Raw genomic sequence first — 18,095 nt, 5'->3', positions numbered from 1 at the left:
GACTCACGCTTCGTTGCGCTCGTCGATTGCTTGCGCCGCTGTGATGAGCGTCAATTTGTAGACGTCCTCTTCGTTACAACCGCGTGATAAGTCGTTCACTGGTTTGTTGAGACCTTGAAGGATCGGACCGATCGCTTCAAATCCACCGAAACGTTGAACCATCTTGTAGCCAATGTTACCGGCTTCAAGACTTGGGAAGACGAATACGTTCGCCTTACCAGCAACGTCAGAACCCGGTGCTTTCTTCGCCGCTACGCTAGGGACGAATGCCGCATCGAATTGAAGTTCTCCGTCGATTGGAAGGTTCGGTGATTTTTCTTTTGCCAGGCGTGTCGCTTCCACGACCTTCTCTGTTTCAGGTGACTTCGCAGAACCTTTCGTCGAGAAGCTAAGAAGCGCGACTTGTGGGTCGATACCGAACGTCTTCGCTGTCGCTGCCGACAAGAACGCGTTCTCTGCTAAATCTGCCGCGTCCGGTGCGATGTTGATCGCACAGTCCGAGAAGACGTATTGCTCGTCGTCACGTACCATGATGAACACACCTGACGTCTTTTTGATGCCTGGTTGCATTTTAATGATTTGTAGTGCCGGACGTACCGTATCAGCCGTCGCGTGCATCGCGCCTGAGACAAGACCTTCTGCTTTGCCTGTGTGAACGAGCATTGTTCCGAAGTAGTTCACGTCTGATGTAAGGAGTTCGCGCGCTTGTTCAGCCGTTGCTTTTCCTTTACGACGCTCGACGAATGATTCGACGAGGACGTCGATGTCTTCGTATGTCGCTGGGTCATATTGTGTCAAACCTGAGATGTCGAAACCGTGTTTCGCCGCAACCGCTTCGAGATCTGCTTTCGCACCGACGACGATTGGTTCTACCATACCGTCTGCTTTCAATCGAACAGCGGCTCCAAGAACACGCTCATCGATACCTTCCGGGAAGACGATGGTCGGACGAACCGGGCTAACTTTTTGCTTCAACGTTTCAAATAATTTCATAACGAATGAACCCCTTTTCTCAATTTACAGCATGACTGCTAATGGTTTTGCCGTTGACTTGTGTCTTTACGCGATTTCAATTATACACAGTACCCTTTTCAAAATAAACTATTCTGCCCATTTCGCCATAAATCGCTTAGAATCAATCATTATATGAATAGAACAGTTTTGACAAACCGACTGATACAGCCATTTTTGTAGCCGTTTTCATGTTTCTGTCCTCTGTTCTTTACCCGCCATGAATCGTGATAACCCTCACAGTGCCTCAAAGTTGCCAGTCAGTGAAGCGTGTATGGTAAAATAGACGGCGAAGCCAAGTCCCGAAAGGAGATTTTTTTATGTCAGAACGTCCAGTACCTACAACAGATACACAACATGCCGCCGCCACATTAGACGGATGGTATACACTTCATGATTTCCGCACGATTGATTGGGCTCGTTTGAAACTCGTCGATGCTGAAAAGCGTCAACAGATGATTGATGAGTTCACAGCGTTCCTCGCTTCTCTCGAAGAAGTTGAAGCAAAAGGCGAAGGAAGCCACGCTTTTTACTCGATTCTCGGTCAGAAGGCAGACCTCGTCTTGATGGTGCTTCGTCCGACATTCAACGAACTTGAAGATGTCGAGCGCGCCTTCCGCAAAACGGCGCTATACGACTATATGATTCCGTCGTATTCATACGTGTCGGTCATCGAGCTCGGGATGTATCGCGGATCTGGAGACGGGGACCCGTATCAAAATCCTCATATCCGCTCACGCCTCTATCCGACACTTCCAAAAGCCGCACACATCTGTTTCTATCCGATGAGTAAAGCTCGTCGCGATGGCGACAACTGGTACATGTTGTCGATGGATGAGCGCAAAGACCTCATGTATCGTCACAGCATGATTGGCCGTAGCTACGCCGGTAAGATTCAACAGTTCATCGGTGGGTCGACTGGATTCGACGCATGGGAGTGGGGCGTCACGCTCTTCGCTGAAGATTCACTTCAGTTTAAGAAAATCGTTTACGAGATGCGTTTCGACGAAGTAAGTGCGAAGTATGGAGAGTTCGGCGACTTCTACGTTGGGAACATCTTACCAAAAGAAAATTTGAGCACATTCTTTAGCGTGTAAAAGGTTTACGCGTATAACACCTCGGGAATTAAGGATGATGTAAGCAAGTTATCCTGATTAACGAGGTGAACAACGATGCGCGTGTTTAAAGAAACCGATCGTGACACTGCGGAACGTTTAGATTCGTTCATCGAACGAATGGCACCGACAGCAGAATTAGTCCAACATCGATTTGAAGAGCAACTCAAACATACACAGCAAAAGGGTCAGGCGAGCGCCTGACCCTTATTTTGTCGTAGTGACGTGAAGTGCGTCGCCTAAGAAAGTAGCCAATTCAAGCATTCCGTAGCGTCCCGCTTTCGCTTCAGCATCGGAATTATAGTTCGTGTTTGTATTGACGTCGTATGCGTAGACGTTACCGTCTTGGTCTCGAATGATTTCAATCCCCGCAATATCGATCGCATTCGCTTTCAAGAACTGTTCGAGCTTTGGAATGATGGGGTCATCGAATCCTTCGACGATTTCAAACTTCGCCGGCGGCGTCTCCCCGACTGGGCAGAACTGGTCTTCAATCGAGCAGGCATCAGCAGGACAGAGCTCGAACCCTTCCGACGTGTCGACACGGACCGCATAAAGGAACTTTCCGCCGATGAACTCGCAACGGGTGATATACGGTTCCGGGGCTTCGATATACTGTTGAATGAGCGTGATGCCGTCAACCGATTCCTCGAACGAGGGACCATATACATATTCATTGAGTCCTTCGATCGTATGGAACAATTGGACCCCAAGTCCTTTTCCGGCACGATTATGTTTCGTGATGAATGGCGTCAAAGCTAACTGCTCAGCCGCTTCGATGATTTGCGCCTTACCGACTGCCGCAATCGTCTTCGGCACGCGAATCCCTTCACGTCGAAGCGCCGTGTATTGATTGACTTTACTCACTTCGAGGCGGATGGCACGTGTGCCGTTGAACACGGTCCGGTCGTTTGCCTCTAACCAAGCGAGGACGCCTTCCGTCAATTCTGGTGCGTACCGATGCCCACGTGTGTGCGAGGAGGCACTCATCCGATTATAAAAGACACCTTCCGGGGGCATTGCTTCGAGATCAATCGTCCCTTGGTCCAAGTGCCACAATTCATATGGCAAGTTCAATTCTTTTAAACGGTGGACAAGGTGGTTCGTCCATTCTTCGTTTTCATGAATGACGTGAATTTTAGACATCATCATTCCTCCTTCTATGATGTGTTTACTTTACCATATTCATAACCGACAATTCCAATGTGTATGGTTTGCCTAATCCTCAATTCTGAAATATCAGACGATTTCATGGTATAATGAACTTAAGAATATTGTTTCAGAAAGGAAGTGTTGTGTTTGCCCGTACCTGTTATAAGTACTGATGTACTCATTTTACTCTTCGGTCTACTTCTCGTAGCCGGTGTCATGGCGACACGAATCTCGACTCGATTCGGCTTGCCCGCCTTGATTTTATTTATGGGAATCGGCATGATCATGGGAAGTGACATTACTGGTCTCATCTTCTTTGACGACTCGAATTTAGCGCAGCTGATTGGAGTCGCTGCCTTGATTGTCATTTTGTTTGAAGGGGGTCTTCAAACGAAATGGTCATCAATCCGGAGCGTCCTCGCCCCTTCTGCCTCGCTGGCGACGCTTGGGGTATTGATTACTACAACAGTAGTCGCCGTGGCCGTTCGTTTCGTATTTGGTTTCGATTGGATTGAATCTTTCTTGTTCGGTGCGATTATCGGTTCGACCGATGCAGCGGCCGTCTTTGCCGCATTTAAAGGAAAGAACATCTCACCGAAAGTCGGTGCGACTCTCGAAGCCGAGTCCGGCACGAACGACCCGATGGCGATGTTTTTGACGATTCTCGCCCTCGACTTTATGATGAAGCCGGATACGACCATTTGGGATGGGGTATGGATGTTCGTCCTTCAAATCGTCGTCGGGGCATTGATTGGTTTCATCCTTGGACAACTGTCTCGTCTCATGTTGAATTATTTGAGACTTGATTCGAGCGGATTACATGCCGTCCTTATGATTTCCATGGCGTTCCTCACTTATGGTGTCACAGCTTACTTATTGGGAAGCGGATTACTCGCCGTCTATATCGCCGCCATGATTGTCGGAAATGCGGACACGGCGCATGAAGTGACAATCGTCCAATTCTCAGAAGCACTTGCGTGGATCATGCAAATCATCATGTTCGTCATCCTTGGATTGCTTGTCTTCCCTCGTCAACTCATCGAACCGGACTTGATTTGGAAAGGACTACTCATCTCATTCGTCCTCATGTTCCTGGCACGTCCGATCGCCGTCTATTTATCGACACTAGGCATGGCATTTACGAGAAAAGAAAAGTTGTTCATCTCATGGGCTGGTCTAAAAGGTGCCGTACCGATTGTCCTTGCGACATTCCCGCTTATTGCCGGTACCGAAAATAGCCAACTGTTATTCAATGCCGTCTTTTTCGTCGTCGTGACGAGCGCCCTGATCCAAGGGACGACGTTGACGCCACTTGCCGAGAAGTTAGGGTTGCTCGGTCCGGATAAGATCCGTTCCCCATACACAATCGCCCTCGTCTCAAGCAAACAGTCTCAACATAAGCTCGTACCTTATGTGGTCACATCAAGCTCCTCTATGATTGGAAAGACATTGGCGGACATCACGCTCCCACCAAACACTGTCGTGAACGCCATCGTCCGAAACGAGTACTTGATTCCACCGAACGGTCAGACAGTCATCGAAGAAGGCGACCTCTTATACGTGCTTGCCTCGATGTATCGTCATGATCAACTCGACCAAACATTTGGTGAAGATGGGCTAGACCGAGTGGAATTATGAGTAAACGAATAACCGGCGCCTCATTTGAAGCGCCGGTTTTCTTATACGTGCAAGTGTTTTGCTGATTGAATCAACGTCTCAACATCTTCTGTCCGTCCTTCATGAAGTGCCTCGACGATGAAGCTCCCGACGACGACACCGTCACACGCCTGTCCTAACGTCTGCACTTGCTCCGGACGATGGACTCCGAATCCTGCCAAGACGGGAACACGTGACTGCTCTGTCAAACGAGTCAAGTAGGCGAGTAACTCGTCCGGGAACACATCTGCTTTCCCGGTCGTCCCTTTAAGCGTGACCGCATATACGAATCCTTCTGCTTTTTCTAAGATGGACGTTGTCCGCGCCTCACTGCTCGTCAACGTAACGAGCGGGATGACGGCGACGTCATGCCGATTAACATCTGCGAACAACTGGAGACTCTCCTCAAACGGAAGGTCAGGAATAATGACCCCGCTCACCCCACATTCGTTCGCCTGATCAAAGAACGGTTGGACCCCGAACCGAAACACTGGATTCAAGTATGTCATCAAGACAATTGGAACGTTAAATTGATCTTTTCCTTCTATTAAATGGTTCAATACCATTTCAAGCGTCACACCAGCTTTAAGCGCGCGCATTCCTGCCGCCTCGATAATCGGTCCATCCGCCACCGGATCGGAGAATGGGATACCGAGTTCAATCGCCGTCGCACCCATCCGCTCTAGTCCCACGATGGTCGGGATGAGCCGGTCCATCCCGCCGTCACCGGCCATGATATACGGAACGAACGCCGCTCCTTCTCGCTGTCGAATCGCTGTCTCTAGTTTCATCGTGTCGCCACCTTCTCTCGGATTGTATGGACGTCTTTATCTCCGCGCCCTGATAAACAAATCACCAGTGTATCGTCTTCTCCCATCGTCTTCGCGAGCGTCTCTGCATAAGCGAGGGCGTGTGAAGACTCTAAGGCAGGAATAATTCCTTCTTGTCGGCTGAGTGCGAGACACGCGTCGAGTGCCTCGTCATCCGTGACGGCCGCATAGCGCACCCGCTCAATATCTTTCAAGAAACTGTGCTCCGGTCCTACCCCTGGGTAATCGAGTCCGGCTGAAATGGAGTGCGCTTCCTCGATTTGACCCGCTGCGTCTTGCAAGACATACATGAGCGACCCGTGTAAGACACCGACTTCCCCTTTTGTGAGGGTTGCTGCGTGTTTATCCGTATCAATGCCACTTCCTGCCGCTTCGACACCATAGAGCGCGACCGACTCATCGTTTAAAAACGGATAGAACATCCCCATGGCGTTGCTCCCTCCGCCGACACAAGCGACGACGGCATCCGGAAGGCGTCCCGTCTGTTCGAGGATTTGACGACGTGTCTCTGTTCCGATCACGCTTTGGAAATCACGTACCATCTGCGGAAACGGATGCGGTCCGAGAACAGAACCCATCACATAGTGCGTATCGTCGACATGTTTGACCCAGTAACGGAGCGCTTCATTGACGGCATCCTTTAAGGTGCGACTTCCTGATTTGACAGGGACGACTTTCGCCCCAAGAAGTTCCATCCGAAACACGTTCAACGCTTGTCGCTCGACGTCGACCTCACCCATGAAGATGGTACATTCTAAATCGAGTAGTGCGCATACTGTTGCCGTCGCGACACCGTGTTGTCCCGCGCCTGTCTCCGCAACGACTTTCTGTTTCCCCATCCGTTTCGCCAGGAGCGCCTGCCCGATTGTATTGTTGATCTTATGGGCACCGGTATGGTTCAAGTCTTCACGTTTCAAATAGACATTCGTCCCGAGGCGACGACTTAGGTTCGACGCATAATAAAGTGGCGTCTCACGTCCCACGTATTCACGTAATAAGGAAGAGAATCGTTCTTGAAACTCAGGATCTTGCTTCGCCTCTTCATAAGCGACCTCTAATTCTTCGACCGCCTGCATGAGCGTCTCTGGAATGTACTTCCCACCATATTGTCCAAACTTCCCGTTCACTGGTTGTGCATACATCATAGTTCCTCCTTGGCGCGTTGAATGAACGCACGAATTTTTTCGATATCTTTCACACCGTCCGTCTCGACACCGCTCGAGACGTCGACGCCATCTGGTTGGATGAGTTGAATCGCTTGTCTCACATTCTCCGGGGATAGCCCGCCCGCTAGCCAAAACGGACGCTGCGGCCGGTCGATTGCGCCCCAGTCTAACACCTGTCCACTTCCCGGATTCGGATGATCCATCAATCGTACATCTGCCGTCTCCTCGGTCGACGCATCGATGATGGGCAATCCGAAGATACGGAGTTGTTCCATTGACTGCGTCCGATGGTGAATTTGTAAATCCGTCAGTCCCACGTTCAACGTTTCCTCAATCTCTTCCATTGAAGGACTTAAAAACACACCAACGATTCGAACCGATTGTGGGATATGTGCAGCTAATCTCTTCGCAGTCGTCACGTTGATTTGTCGAGAACTCGGGGCGAAGACGAATCCGATTGCATCCGCTCCCGCCTCGACCGCCGCCTCAACAGCTTCCTTTGTTTTTAGTCCACAGATTTTAACGAACATGTTTTCAACTCCTCGAGTAACCGGGTCGGGTCCTCTTCACGCATGAGTGCTTCCCCGACGAGAATGGCGCTTGCCCCAGCTTCTTGTAAACGTGCAGCCGCCTCGACCGAACTGACCCCGCTCTCGCTGACGAATGTGACCTCAGGATAGCGTTTCATCAAATCAATCGATGTTTCGAGGGATACCTCGAACGTTTTTAAGTCTCTGTTATTGATGCCGATCAACACGTCATCCAGTTCGAGGGCGATGCGTAACTCCGCATCATCATGTACTTCGACTAAGACGTCGAGACCGATGGAGCGAGCGTATCGCGTCAACTCCTGAAGACGTGTCGGATGGAGTGCCGCCACGATAAGAAGTGCCACACTCGCCCCGTAATGCTTTGCATAGTCGAGTTGTCGTTCATCGATGATGAAATCTTTACAGAGCACCGGGATGGTGACGACATCGGCAACTTGTCGCAAGTCGTCAAAAGAACCGTTAAAGTACGTCGTGTCTGTCAAAACGGAAATCATCGTCGCACCAGCTTTTTCATATTGACGTGCCCGTTTAGCGACGTCGACCGTCTCCCGAATCATTCCTTTCGAGGGGGACGACCGTTTGATCTCTGAAATGATATGGAATCCCTCGCTCATCACATGTAAGAGAGAGATTGGCTTCGTCACGGGGACATCGATGGGCTGCATGAAGCTAACCTCTTCTATTTTCGTTCCGATGATTTTCGTTAAATAACTCATGCTTCGACCTCCGTCCGTTGTAAGTTTTGTAATACCCGTAAGGCGTGTCCTTCATCGATACTACGTTTCGCCTCTTTCACTCCTTCACGAAGCGTCGCGGTTGTGCCATACGTGCAAAGGGCAAGTGCTGCGTTCAATAAGACGACGTCGCGTGCCGGTCCCGACTCTCCATTCAATACGGCGACGAGGGTTGCGGCGTTCTCTTCTGATGTGCCTCCACGTAGCGCTTCAAGCGGTGCACGCATCAAGCCGACATCTCGTGGGTCAACCGCATAACGCGCCGTCTGTTCCCTATCAAAGAAGTACACGTCGTTCACACCGGCGAGACTCGCTTCATCGAGTCCACCTGCTCCATGGACGACCATACCGCGCTCCACCCCGAGATGACGCATCGCGGTCGCCATCTTCTCGAGCAATGATGGATGATAGACACCGACAAGTTGTCGTTTCGGGCGAAGTGGATTCGTTAACGGTCCGATTTGGTTGAAGATGGTCGCCGTCGCGAGTCGTTTCCGGACCGGCATGACGTGCTTCATAATCGGATGGACATGCTGGGCGAAGAGGAAACTCAAGTTCGTCCGTTTCAAGTCAGCATGTACTTCTTCTGCCGTCTTCACGATTGGAACGTTCAGTGCCTCTAAGACGTCCGCGCTCCCAGATCGACTCGAGACGCTTCGATTTCCGTGTTTCGCGACCGGAATGCCGAGACCGGCTAGGACAAAGGCGACGGTCGAACTGATATTGAACGTATGCGCCCCGTCGCCGCCGGTACCACAAACATCGAGTACGGGTAAATCACTCTGGGGGAACTGTGCCGCTTCACGAATGTATGCCGCGAGTCCTGCCATCTCTTCTGCTGTCTCACCGCGCTCTTTCATCGCCAGTAGCACTCGTTCGATTTGCGCTTCATCCGCTTGGAACATCTCGCTTGCCGCCACTTTCATATCTGCTGTTGATAATGCGTTTGTCTCCAATTGTTGAATCATCGTCGGTTCCTCCTCTAAAAATGTGTATAAAAAAACTCCACACGACAGTCGTCGTATGGAGGACGGTTCAAGACCGCGGTGCCACCTCTCGTTGATTCAAAAGAATCCACTCTCCGATGCAATCACATCGTATCCCGATAACGGGGGAAACCGTCACGGCCTACTCTCTTCAGCCATGCTCTCATGAGCCCATTCACGCGGACGCCTCGGTCAGGATCTCACCATCCCTGACTCTCTGGACGAAACGTCTTCTCGCGCTACTCTTCTCAATCCTCGATTTATATTGTTGAAACGAAAAAGGGGTCACCCGTCTCCTCATAGCCTGCGCTATAAGAAGGACGAGTAACCCCGTGGTGCCACCTTCGTTGGTTCCAAAGAACCCACTTCACGGACAATCATCCGCTTCCCCGTGATAACGGTGGGTAACCCGCTAAAGCCTACTCAAAGTTCGGTTTAGAGCTCAGAAGTCCATTCGCGACATCCCATATACTGATTCACACCAACCATCAGCTCTCTGTCATACAAGATTCGTCGTTACTTCTCTTCGTCGACGCTTTTATTCGTTTCAGTTAAGTTAATTCGTACTATACAGGGCAGATGAATCCATGTCAAATAAAAAAATTATAAAAACTTTGCCTCTATATGTGCATCCAAAAATGAGATACCTTCATCGTTTTTTCGAATTGACATTGTTTTTTTTCGTCTGCTATAGTCGTCCACAACAACATTTCACTCAGCTAAAGGAGAATCGATTTTGGAAACAAATAAACTAAAACGCGAGCTGTCCACCCGGCAACTTACGATGATTTCCCTCGGGAGCGCCATCGGAACCGGGCTGTTCCTAGGAAGCGGTCTCGCGATTCAAACCGCTGGTCCGAGCGTGCTCGTCAGCTATGCCATCGGGGCGTTCATCGTCCTCTTACTCATGGGTGCTCTCGCCGAAATGACGGTTGCCCATCCAACATCTGGATCATTCGGAACGATTGCCGAGCGATACGTTCATCCACTCGCTGGTTTTCTCGTCCGTTACTCTTACTGGGTCGCAAACGTACTGGCTGTAGGAGTTGAAGTCAGTGCCATCGCCATTTACATGCGCTACTGGTTCCCTGATGTGAATGGGTTCGTCTGGGTCGCCCTCTTCGGTGGATTACTCATTTACGTCAACGCCCGTCACGTTCACACGTTCGGAACGACTGAATACTGGTTATCCTTCATCAAAGTAACTGCCATTATCTTATTCATCGTCCTCGGTGCCGCCACATTGTTCGGCGAACCAGGATCACCGATTGAGTCAATCACGACAGGAAATGAAGGCTTCTTCGCGTTCGGCTTTTACGGAATGTGGGTGACGATTTTCATCTCCCTCTTCAGTTTCCTTGGAACTGAGCTCGTCGCTGTGACAGCGGGAGAAGCGAAAGACCCGGACCAAGCCGTACCACGCGCTTTACGTGCGACCGTGTTCCGCTTGACGTTCTTCTATGTCATCACGCTTGCGATCATGCTCATGCTGATCCCATGGCAGCAAGCAGGGATTGACCAAAGTCCGTTCGTGCTCGTCATGGAACAGTTCGATGTCCCGTTCGCGGCAGGCATCCTCAACTTTGTGATTTTGATCGCCGCCTTGTCTGCGATGAACGCGCAGCTTTACGCGTCGACACGTATGATGTACTCGCTCGCGGAAGCCGGCGATGCACCGAAAGCGTTCAAAAAAATCAGCAAAAATGGGATTCCAATGTTCGCGCTACTCGTTTCAACAGGCGGGATCGTCCTCGCCGCTTTGCTACAAGTATTCATGGAGTCATCGTATCCATTCTTGATGGGAATTTCGATGTTCGGAGCTATTTTCACTTGGTTCATGGTCTTCGTCTCCCACTTGTTCTTCCGTAAGAAATGGACCGGACGAAAACTCCCTGTCCGCATGATGGGGTATCCATTCCTCCCATTGCTCGGGGCGGTCTTACTGCTCAGCCTGATGATCACGACATGGTTCACAGATTTCAACATCTTGCTGAAGTTCGGCGTACCTTGGTTAATAGGATTGACAATCATCTATTACGTGCGTGAACAAATGCGTAAAAAACAAGATCGTCCAAGCGATATCGAACAAGCCAACTAACGAGTATCCCTTCGCAATCGCGGAGGGATTTTTTACGCACAAAAGCTCCTTTCGCAATCGAAAGGAGCTTTTTGGTTGATGCATCAGAAGAACTGACGCGGATTGACCGTGCTACCCGCACTCGTTGCCGAGTATGAGTAGCCGCCTTTATGAATCTCAAAGTGCAAGTGCGGACCTGACGAGTTCCCTGTGTTTCCAAGCGTCCCGATGTTCGACCCTTGCGTCACACGCTGTCCAGAGCTGACAGATACCGAGTTCATGTGTGCATAAACCGTCGTCCAAACTTGACCGTTGATGACGTGCGCGATCATGACGTGGTTGCCGTATGCACCACCCCAACCTGCACGAATGACCGTACCTGTCGCAGATGCACGAATCGGTGTCCCTGTTGGACCGGCGATGTCTACACCGTTATGGAACGTGTAACCATACGCACCACTTGCCGGACCCCATCCTTGCGAGTAGCGTCCTGAAGCTGGTTGAATGAACATCGTGCTAGACGGTGCTGGCGTCGATGTCGTCGGTGCCGGCTTTGGCTCTGGTTTCGGAGCTGGCGTTGGCGCCGGTGCCGGTTTTGGAGCTGGCGTTGATGGTGTCGTGTTGTTTGAAGACGATGAAGACGGGGTATTCGATTTATTGTCTTGTTTTTGTTGAGCAGCTTGACGAGCCGCTTCCGCTTCTCGTTCCGCCTCTGCCTGACGAGCAGCCTCAGCTTGACGTGCAGCTTCTGCTTGGCGGGCTTCTTCCGCTTTACGTGCCGCCTCTTGACGAGCTGCCTCTTCCGCACGACGACGGGCTTCCTCTTCTTCGCGACGTTGCGCTTCGATTTCAGCCGCGATCGCCTGTTCTTGTGCGACTAATGTCGCTTCAATTTCTTGAAGGTCAAAGATCTGTGATTCGAACTTGATGTTCTTCTCTTCAAGCTCTTTGATGCGCTTTTCACGCTGCTTCATTTTCTTCTCAAGCTCGGCTTGACGCACTTCAAGTGCCTTTTGTTGTTCAAGAAGTGAAGCACGCTCTGCTTTCAAGTCAGCCTGCGCTTCTTTCAACGAACGCTGTGTCGCTTCATAGTCATCAAACAACTCTTGGTCACTACGCTGAATCGTTCCAGCTGTGATCATACGTGTCACGAGATCAGAGAGATTTTTTGAACCGAAGATGAACTCAGCCCAGTTGATTGAACCGCCACCGTTCTTTTGCATCGTGGCCATACGCTCTTTCATCATCGCTTCTTGCGCCTTCATTTTTTCTTGGTAATCTTTAATATCGGCTTCAAGATCCTCGATCTTCATCTCGGTGCGCTTGATTTCTTGGCGTTTCATGGCGACATCATTGATGATGTCTTGCAATTGTGCGTCCATTTTGTTGACCTCAGCCTGAACTTTTGAAATCTCTTCCTTGTTTCCTTCAATTTTTGAAGATGTTTCTGACTGGTCTTTTTTCACACTGTCGCGCTTTTCTTTTACTTTTTGTTGTTGTTCTTGCTTCTCTTTAATCGAAGTCGATGCATCCGCAACTGTATGTGTGCTGATGAGCATCACACCGAGCGTCAACGTCGAGACTGTGCGTTTCCAATTCATGAATGGGGTACATCCTTTCTTAAATGACAAACGTGAGTACCTACTACACTACATATTTAAAGCCGTTTCAGTATGTAACAAAAACGATCATTTGGTTGAGTTTCAACACGACTAATTATATCTAACTGATAGATATTTTCCTGTTAAAGTTATATTTCAATTTTATTACGCAAGAACAAAGGTTCGGACAATGAATGCATAGAACTTATTATTTACCAATACCTTTTCAGACTGTTCGATTTGACATCTTTCTGTAATGTTTTATGTAAATAGAGAACGATTTACCCTATTTTAAAATAATAAGCGCATGGAACTGCATATCCCTTTTCCAATTAATAGGATGACTCATCAAAAAAATCCATGCCGTCGCTGCAAGTGAACATGAGCAAAAGCATGGATATCGAATAAATGGATTCTCAAGTTATAGTTTCATCGCACCGACGATGACAAAGATCCAGGCAGCGATGAATAACACGCCGCCAATCGGTGTCACGGCTCCGAGTTTTGTAATTCCCGTCAATGCCATGACGTACAAGCTTCCTGAGAAGAAGACGATTCCCGCAAACATGAGCCAACCGGCCACGTTGAACTGGCTGATGCTCACGCGCATGAGGAGCGCTGCAATCCCAATGATTCCAAGCGCGTGCACCATATGGTAGAGCACACCTGTCTGCCAGTTTGCCAACATGTTTGGCGCCAATCTCTCTTTTAGCGCATGGGCGCCGAATGCACCAAGTGCCACACCGAGTGCCATCAATCCGGCACCGATCATTAATAAGATCTTCATTTCCGTTCCCCCTTATCTGACTTTTCGTGCTGGTAAATTCCACTTCCGATAGTAGGATATCACTCGAAGTGTCGCGACGACAATTAAAAGCGCGTACACAGCAAGACCGCCTTCGAGTTTGAAGTAATACGTAATGACCGCAATGAGAATCGCCCAAATCGCATACACCTCAGATTGTAAGACGAGAGGCTTACGTCCTGCCAATAAGTCCCGGACCACACCTCCGCCAACGCCAGTCAAGACAGCCGCCGCAATCGCAGCAGATAAAGGTAAATCAAGCTTGATGGCGACCTGCGCCCCTTGAAAGGCAAACGCAACGAGACCTATGGCGTCGACAATGACACCCCAGCGTTCCCAATGTGGCAATACGACACTCGGGAGCAGGAAGATGAGGAGTGCGACAAGAAAACATAAAATAAATAAATCATTCTGTTGCCAAATTAAGCTGACGGGGTTTCCTAACAGGACGTTTCGAATCGCGCCACCTCCGAAGGCAGTGATAAACGCCAATAGCCACACCCCAAAAATATCGTATTTTTCATCCATCGCAATGATGGCTCCGCTCGCCGCGAACGCAATCGTTCCGACGACGTTGAGCAATTCCCACTCCATGAACATCCCTTGCCCTTTCTTCAACGCATTGTATGGTAAAGTATAGTTACAAAAATTCAGGTCAGTCGTGCGACTGTCGTAAAGGATGTCGGTATTACAATGAAACGTATCGCTTTGTTCCGCATATGGATTATCGTCACCATGTTCGCCCGATTCATCATTCGGCTGTACGCCTTTTCACGCAAACAACAACAAGGCGTCGCCACGACAGAAGAATATGAAGCACTCATGCTCAAGCTCGCGCGTGAATACAAACGAAACGCGCTTCGGCTCGAGGGCTTGTTAATCAAACTCGGACAATTCTTGTCGATTCGTGCGGACTTATTGCCACCCGCCGTCTTGAACGAGCTATCAGAGCTCGTCGACCGTGTCCCGACGTCTGGTTGGGAGAAATCGCGCGCGATTCTAGAAGCGGAATGGGGCGTGCCTTACTCACAAGTCGTCAAAGACGTCGGCATCGATGCCGTCGCCTCGGCTTCCATCGGGGAAGTATATGGTGCCACGCTGCTCGAAAACGGCAAACGGGTCGCCATCAAAATCCAGCGTCCGAATATCGAAAAAATCATCCGGACCGACTTCCGTGCCATGCGAATTGTCACGTCGATGTTAAAGCGGACATCCCTCGCTAAATCAACCGACTTAGATAGCTTATATCGCCAGATGATTTTTGTCATCGGGGATGAACTAAATTTTCAAACCGAATTAAAAAATGCCCTGTATTTTAAAGCCAAATACGCGGATAACCGAGACGTTTATATCCCGGACTATCACGAGCATCTCTGTACGAACCGCGTCTTGACGATGGACTGGGTCGATGCACGCCGGATCACCGACCTCGCCTTTTTAAAGGAAAATGGAATCGACCGTTCCTCCCTTGCTGAACGACTCTTCACACTCGCTGCCGAACAGCTGTTATTCGGTGGGCAGTTCCATGCCGATCCACATCCCGGAAACGTCCAGATTCGGGCAGACGGAACCATCATCCTCCTCGACTTCGGTATGGTCGGGCAGACGACGGCACAAGACATGGCCACGATTCGGAATATCTTACAGGCGTTCATCTCGCTCGACTATGACAGCATCGTCGATGGATTAGAAGACTTGCGCTTCCTCTTACCAACGGCGAACAAACAAAATATTCGCCAAGCGCTAGAGAAGGCGGTCACCTTCTACTTAGAAACAGACATCGACACCGTCGATACGAAGTTGATTGAGAAGGTGTTACAGGACATTCAATTGCTCGTCAAAAACGAACCGATTCAGCTCCCGGCAGAATTTGCCTTCTTCGGTCGGGCGGCCTCGACCTTGCTCGGGATCCTGCAAATCCTCGATCCGAAAATCGATCTGTTCACACTCGGTAAACCGATTGTCATCGAATGGCTCGAGGAAGACGGGACAACGCTTCAAAATCGTTACGTGAAGACCGGAATCAACTATGCGAAGAAACTGTTAAACGTTCCTCCACTTCTGGATAATTACTTAAAAGAACCGACACGAAAACGTCTGTCGGAGCAAGCCATGTTCCAACGAACCCTAGAATCCAAGGAACTCTTGCACCGCCAGACGTTCAATGCCATCGTCATCTTGCTCGGCCTGCTCGTCGGGCTACTCGGTTATATCCGACCGGATGAATGGCTCTTTTGGTCAGGTGGCGTCGTCTCCGTTTTAGCTTATTTCAATTGGAGACGCCTCGGACGAAAGATTCGTCATTTGGCACGCCAAGACTTTCGAGTATAAGCGAACCGTCACTTTCAGAAGTGGCGGTTTTTTGTCGAATCCATTGTGCGATATAAGCACCGACGTCACGCATCATGCGAGGTGTCGTCCAACCCATGGTCGATACTTGAATGACGTTCGCCCGTTTCAAATAGTCACTCTCATACTGAACGAGATAGCCTTGATACGACAGTTGGCGCCCGAGCTCGACCGAGGACAGCTCGCACGGTACTCGAATCGTGATGATGCCAGGTGACTGAGCAGGACACACATCGACCGTCAAACCGTTCTCTTGTAAGGCATTAAGCAACGTATTCATCTTCACAGAATGCGAAACGACTTCTTCTTCTGTCAACTCATCCAGCGCAATCGCCATCGCTGAGAGAAGCGGTTCCGATTGTGTGAAGGCAATCGGTTGATAGAGGGATAGATCCAAATAGCGCGCTGTATGTGGTGTCGCAATCGCTGGATGCTTCATTGCCACGAACGCGAGACCCGGGACGTTCCGTAACGCCTTTCCTGAAGAGAAGGTCACGTAGTCCGCAAACGAATAGTCATAGACGAACGTTCCGACGGCACTGATCGCATCAATGGCGATAATGCCTTGCCATGTATGGAGCGGGGCAAGGTTGATTAATATCCCTAACGATGTCTCGCAATGAACCGTCCATACCCAGTCTGGTGCAATGCGCTCAAGTTGCGAAATATCCCATTGTCCCTCTTGGTCCACTGCGACCACGTCAAAAGACAGACCGACACGCCGGGCATGGTCAATCAAGCGTTCTCCAAATTCACCCGCATTGAAAATGAGGCCGTGTCCGTCCAATCGAGCCGCGACCGCATCGTTAGCGACGGTCCCGCTTCCAAGGAGCGTATAGACATGAGGGAGTCCGATTCGTTCCGCCAGTTTTCGTTGTACCGCTTCAAGCACTCGTCCCGTTTCGTTTGAACGATGTGGGCGCGGCTGCATCGAGAGTCGTTCCCTCACGCGTTCCGAACATTCAACGGGTCCTGCTAGTAAACTTTTCGGACGTAGGGTCGACGCTGATTTGGATTCATAAAAAGCCGAACGCGTTAACACCATCGGCACATATCGCGCTTCCTCAGGACCGATCGGATCCGCGAATGGGACAAACCCAAATCGACGATAGAGCACTTGTTCACGTGTCGTTCCACTGATGACGATGCCATCAACCTCACGCTCTGTCGCATCGTCGATGACCGCACGCATCAATCCAGCGAACGTTCGATTGCGCCGATAAGGTTTAGTCACAGCGAGCAGACGAATCTCGAGCCAATTCCCTTCAGGAATGCGCACACCCTTTTGTTCCAATGAAAATGGTCGTTTACCACGTAACGCACACATGGCAATCACTTCACCGTCCGCTTCCCCGATCCAATATGTATTCTCTTCGTGAAACTTGTCGACAAGTCGCCTTTCCGGATTCGGTGGATGTTGCGGAATCTCTTCGACGAATGTTTCGTAATTCAACCGATGTATCGCTTCAAAATCTGACATTTCTCCTTTTCGATACACAATCATGTTCTTTCCTCCTTCACATGATGATACGTAATCATGATAGCGATGAGTATGGCCCAGATGACATCTTCGAGACTTCCGAAAGCTGCGAGCGGTAATAACGTAAGCATGACTAATCCTGTCTCGCGAGAGTTCCCTGTTAATTTGATTAAGAGTAACAAGATAGCAAGACCCCCAATAAACCACCACGGATCATATGCCCATATGATTCCAGAAAAAACGGCATATCCCTTCCCTCCCGCACGGATTCGCCAAAATGGATAAATATGCCCGAGCGTGAGTGCGAACGCCGTCTCCCAAAAATACGGTCCGCTCATCTGTAGGACAAGAATCGTCTTGAGCACGTCGAATCCATAGACGATTAGAAACGCCTTTACTCCACCGATGCGATGCGCATTGCGTGCACCGGTATTCTTCGAACCAGTTGTCGCTAAATCATGTCCACTTAGCACCCCATACAGTCTGCCCCCGAGCAGACTTCCGACTAAATAGCCTATGATGATGATCCACATAGTATCCCCTCATTTTTTGGAAATTTGTGTGCGTTTCAGAAAAACGGGT

17 protein-coding genes and 2 other annotated features are annotated in these 18,095 nt (G+C 49.9%); of the genes, 5 read left to right on the top strand and 12 right to left on the bottom strand.

What is annotated here, in order from left to right; genetic code table 11:
• Positions 1-3: 3 nt before the first annotated feature.
• Positions 4-993 carry a phosphate acetyltransferase gene (pta, locus tag IRJ25_RS00745; RefSeq protein ID WP_012727490.1) on the bottom strand — a complete coding sequence of 330 codons (990 nt, stop codon included), beginning with the start codon at positions 991-993 and terminating at the stop codon, positions 4-6.
• 338 nt (positions 994-1,331) lie between these two features.
• On the opposite strand from pta, the gene hemQ reads away from it, so the two are divergent.
• Together hemQ and IRJ25_RS00735 are read left to right on the top strand one after the other, a co-directional pair.
• Positions 1,332-2,108: a hydrogen peroxide-dependent heme synthase gene (hemQ, locus tag IRJ25_RS00740; protein ID WP_074035549.1), complete on the top strand. Its 777-nt coding sequence runs from the start codon at positions 1,332-1,334 to the stop codon at positions 2,106-2,108.
• Positions 2,109-2,183: 75 nt separating this feature from the next.
• Positions 2,184-2,330, top strand: a complete 147-nt coding sequence (locus IRJ25_RS00735) for a hypothetical protein (protein WP_012727492.1) — start codon at positions 2,184-2,186, stop codon at positions 2,328-2,330.
• A gap of 3 nt (positions 2,331-2,333) precedes the next feature.
• Here the strand turns inward: IRJ25_RS00735 and IRJ25_RS00730 are convergent, their stop codons facing one another.
• Positions 2,334-3,272, bottom strand: coding sequence for an ATP-grasp domain-containing protein (locus IRJ25_RS00730; RefSeq protein WP_269317549.1), 939 nt, complete (start codon positions 3,270-3,272; stop codon positions 2,334-2,336).
• Between the two features lie 153 nt (positions 3,273-3,425).
• Between IRJ25_RS00730 and IRJ25_RS00725 the strand changes: the two genes are divergently transcribed.
• Positions 3,426-4,916, top strand: a complete 1,491-nt coding sequence (locus IRJ25_RS00725) for a potassium/proton antiporter (RefSeq protein WP_211782161.1) — start codon at positions 3,426-3,428, stop codon at positions 4,914-4,916.
• 41 nt (positions 4,917-4,957) lie between these two features.
• Here IRJ25_RS00725 and trpA read toward each other — a convergent pair whose 3' ends face one another.
• The 5 genes from trpA to trpD are packed head-to-tail and all read right to left on the bottom strand — an operon-like array spanning position 4,958 to position 9,183.
• A complete protein-coding gene (gene trpA, locus IRJ25_RS00720) occupies positions 4,958-5,725 on the bottom strand; it encodes a tryptophan synthase subunit alpha (RefSeq protein WP_269317548.1) in 768 nt (255 codons plus the stop codon).
• Positions 5,722-6,909: a tryptophan synthase subunit beta gene (gene trpB / locus IRJ25_RS00715; RefSeq protein WP_031422059.1), complete on the bottom strand. Its 1,188-nt coding sequence runs from the start codon at positions 6,907-6,909 to the stop codon at positions 5,722-5,724. Before trpB ends, trpA begins: the two co-directional genes overlap by 4 nt.
• Positions 6,906-7,460: a phosphoribosylanthranilate isomerase gene (locus IRJ25_RS00710; protein ID WP_269317547.1), complete on the bottom strand. Its 555-nt coding sequence runs from the start codon at positions 7,458-7,460 to the stop codon at positions 6,906-6,908. Before IRJ25_RS00710 ends, trpB begins: the two co-directional genes overlap by 4 nt.
• Positions 7,436-8,197, bottom strand: coding sequence for an indole-3-glycerol phosphate synthase TrpC (gene trpC / locus IRJ25_RS00705; RefSeq protein ID WP_269317546.1), 762 nt, complete (start codon positions 8,195-8,197; stop codon positions 7,436-7,438). The genes IRJ25_RS00710 and trpC overlap by 25 nt, the downstream gene beginning before the upstream one ends.
• Positions 8,194-9,183 carry an anthranilate phosphoribosyltransferase gene (trpD, locus tag IRJ25_RS00700; protein WP_269317545.1) on the bottom strand — a complete coding sequence of 330 codons (990 nt, stop codon included), beginning with the start codon at positions 9,181-9,183 and terminating at the stop codon, positions 8,194-8,196. The genes trpC and trpD overlap by 4 nt, the downstream gene beginning before the upstream one ends.
• A gap of 55 nt (positions 9,184-9,238) precedes the next feature.
• Positions 9,239-9,466 (bottom strand) — a binding site (T-box leader).
• Positions 9,467-9,514: 48 nt separating this feature from the next.
• Positions 9,515-9,743, bottom strand: a binding site (T-box leader).
• 242 nt (positions 9,744-9,985) lie between these two features.
• Between trpD and IRJ25_RS00695 the strand changes: the two genes are divergently transcribed.
• The gene (locus IRJ25_RS00695; RefSeq protein WP_251025538.1) at positions 9,986-11,299 is read left to right on the top strand and encodes an amino acid permease; all 1,314 of its coding nucleotides are present in this window, start codon (positions 9,986-9,988) and stop codon (positions 11,297-11,299) included.
• An 83-nt stretch (positions 11,300-11,382) separates the two neighbouring features.
• Here IRJ25_RS00695 and IRJ25_RS00690 read toward each other — a convergent pair whose 3' ends face one another.
• The 3 genes from IRJ25_RS00690 to IRJ25_RS00680 all read right to left on the bottom strand — a co-directional run bounded on the left by IRJ25_RS00690 (position 11,383) and on the right by IRJ25_RS00680 (position 14,284).
• Positions 11,383-12,879: a murein hydrolase activator EnvC family protein gene (locus IRJ25_RS00690; protein WP_214687624.1), complete on the bottom strand. Its 1,497-nt coding sequence runs from the start codon at positions 12,877-12,879 to the stop codon at positions 11,383-11,385.
• A gap of 421 nt (positions 12,880-13,300) precedes the next feature.
• A complete protein-coding gene (locus IRJ25_RS00685) occupies positions 13,301-13,666 on the bottom strand; it encodes a DUF423 domain-containing protein (protein ID WP_074035530.1) in 366 nt (121 codons plus the stop codon).
• Positions 13,667-13,678: 12 nt separating this feature from the next.
• Positions 13,679-14,284, bottom strand: a complete 606-nt coding sequence (locus IRJ25_RS00680; RefSeq protein ID WP_012727503.1) for a trimeric intracellular cation channel family protein — start codon at positions 14,282-14,284, stop codon at positions 13,679-13,681.
• Between the two features lie 93 nt (positions 14,285-14,377).
• Here IRJ25_RS00680 and IRJ25_RS00675 point away from each other — a divergent pair, with 93 nt between their 5' ends.
• Positions 14,378-16,015 (top strand): ABC1 kinase family protein, encoded by a 1,638-nt coding sequence (locus tag IRJ25_RS00675; protein ID WP_269317544.1) that lies wholly within the window; start codon positions 14,378-14,380, stop codon positions 16,013-16,015.
• On the opposite strand, the gene IRJ25_RS00670 is transcribed toward IRJ25_RS00675, so the two are convergent.
• Positions 15,954-17,537 carry a GNAT family N-acetyltransferase gene (locus IRJ25_RS00670; protein ID WP_269317543.1) on the bottom strand — a complete coding sequence of 528 codons (1,584 nt, stop codon included), beginning with the start codon at positions 17,535-17,537 and terminating at the stop codon, positions 15,954-15,956. The two genes, IRJ25_RS00675 and IRJ25_RS00670, sit on opposite strands and share 62 nt — an antisense overlap.
• Positions 17,534-18,046, bottom strand: coding sequence for a glycerol-3-phosphate acyltransferase (locus IRJ25_RS00665; RefSeq protein ID WP_269317542.1), 513 nt, complete (start codon positions 18,044-18,046; stop codon positions 17,534-17,536). Before IRJ25_RS00665 ends, IRJ25_RS00670 begins: the two co-directional genes overlap by 4 nt.
• Between the last annotated feature and the right edge of the window lie 49 nt (positions 18,047-18,095).

Source organism: Exiguobacterium sp. KJ 601 (assembly GCF_027161185.1).
In the GTDB taxonomy this organism is placed as follows: Bacteria; Bacillota; Bacilli; order Exiguobacteriales; family Exiguobacteriaceae; genus Exiguobacterium; species Exiguobacterium profundum.
The sequence above is the reverse complement of the archived record's forward strand: the minus strand, read 5'-3'. Positions and strand labels throughout refer to the sequence as shown.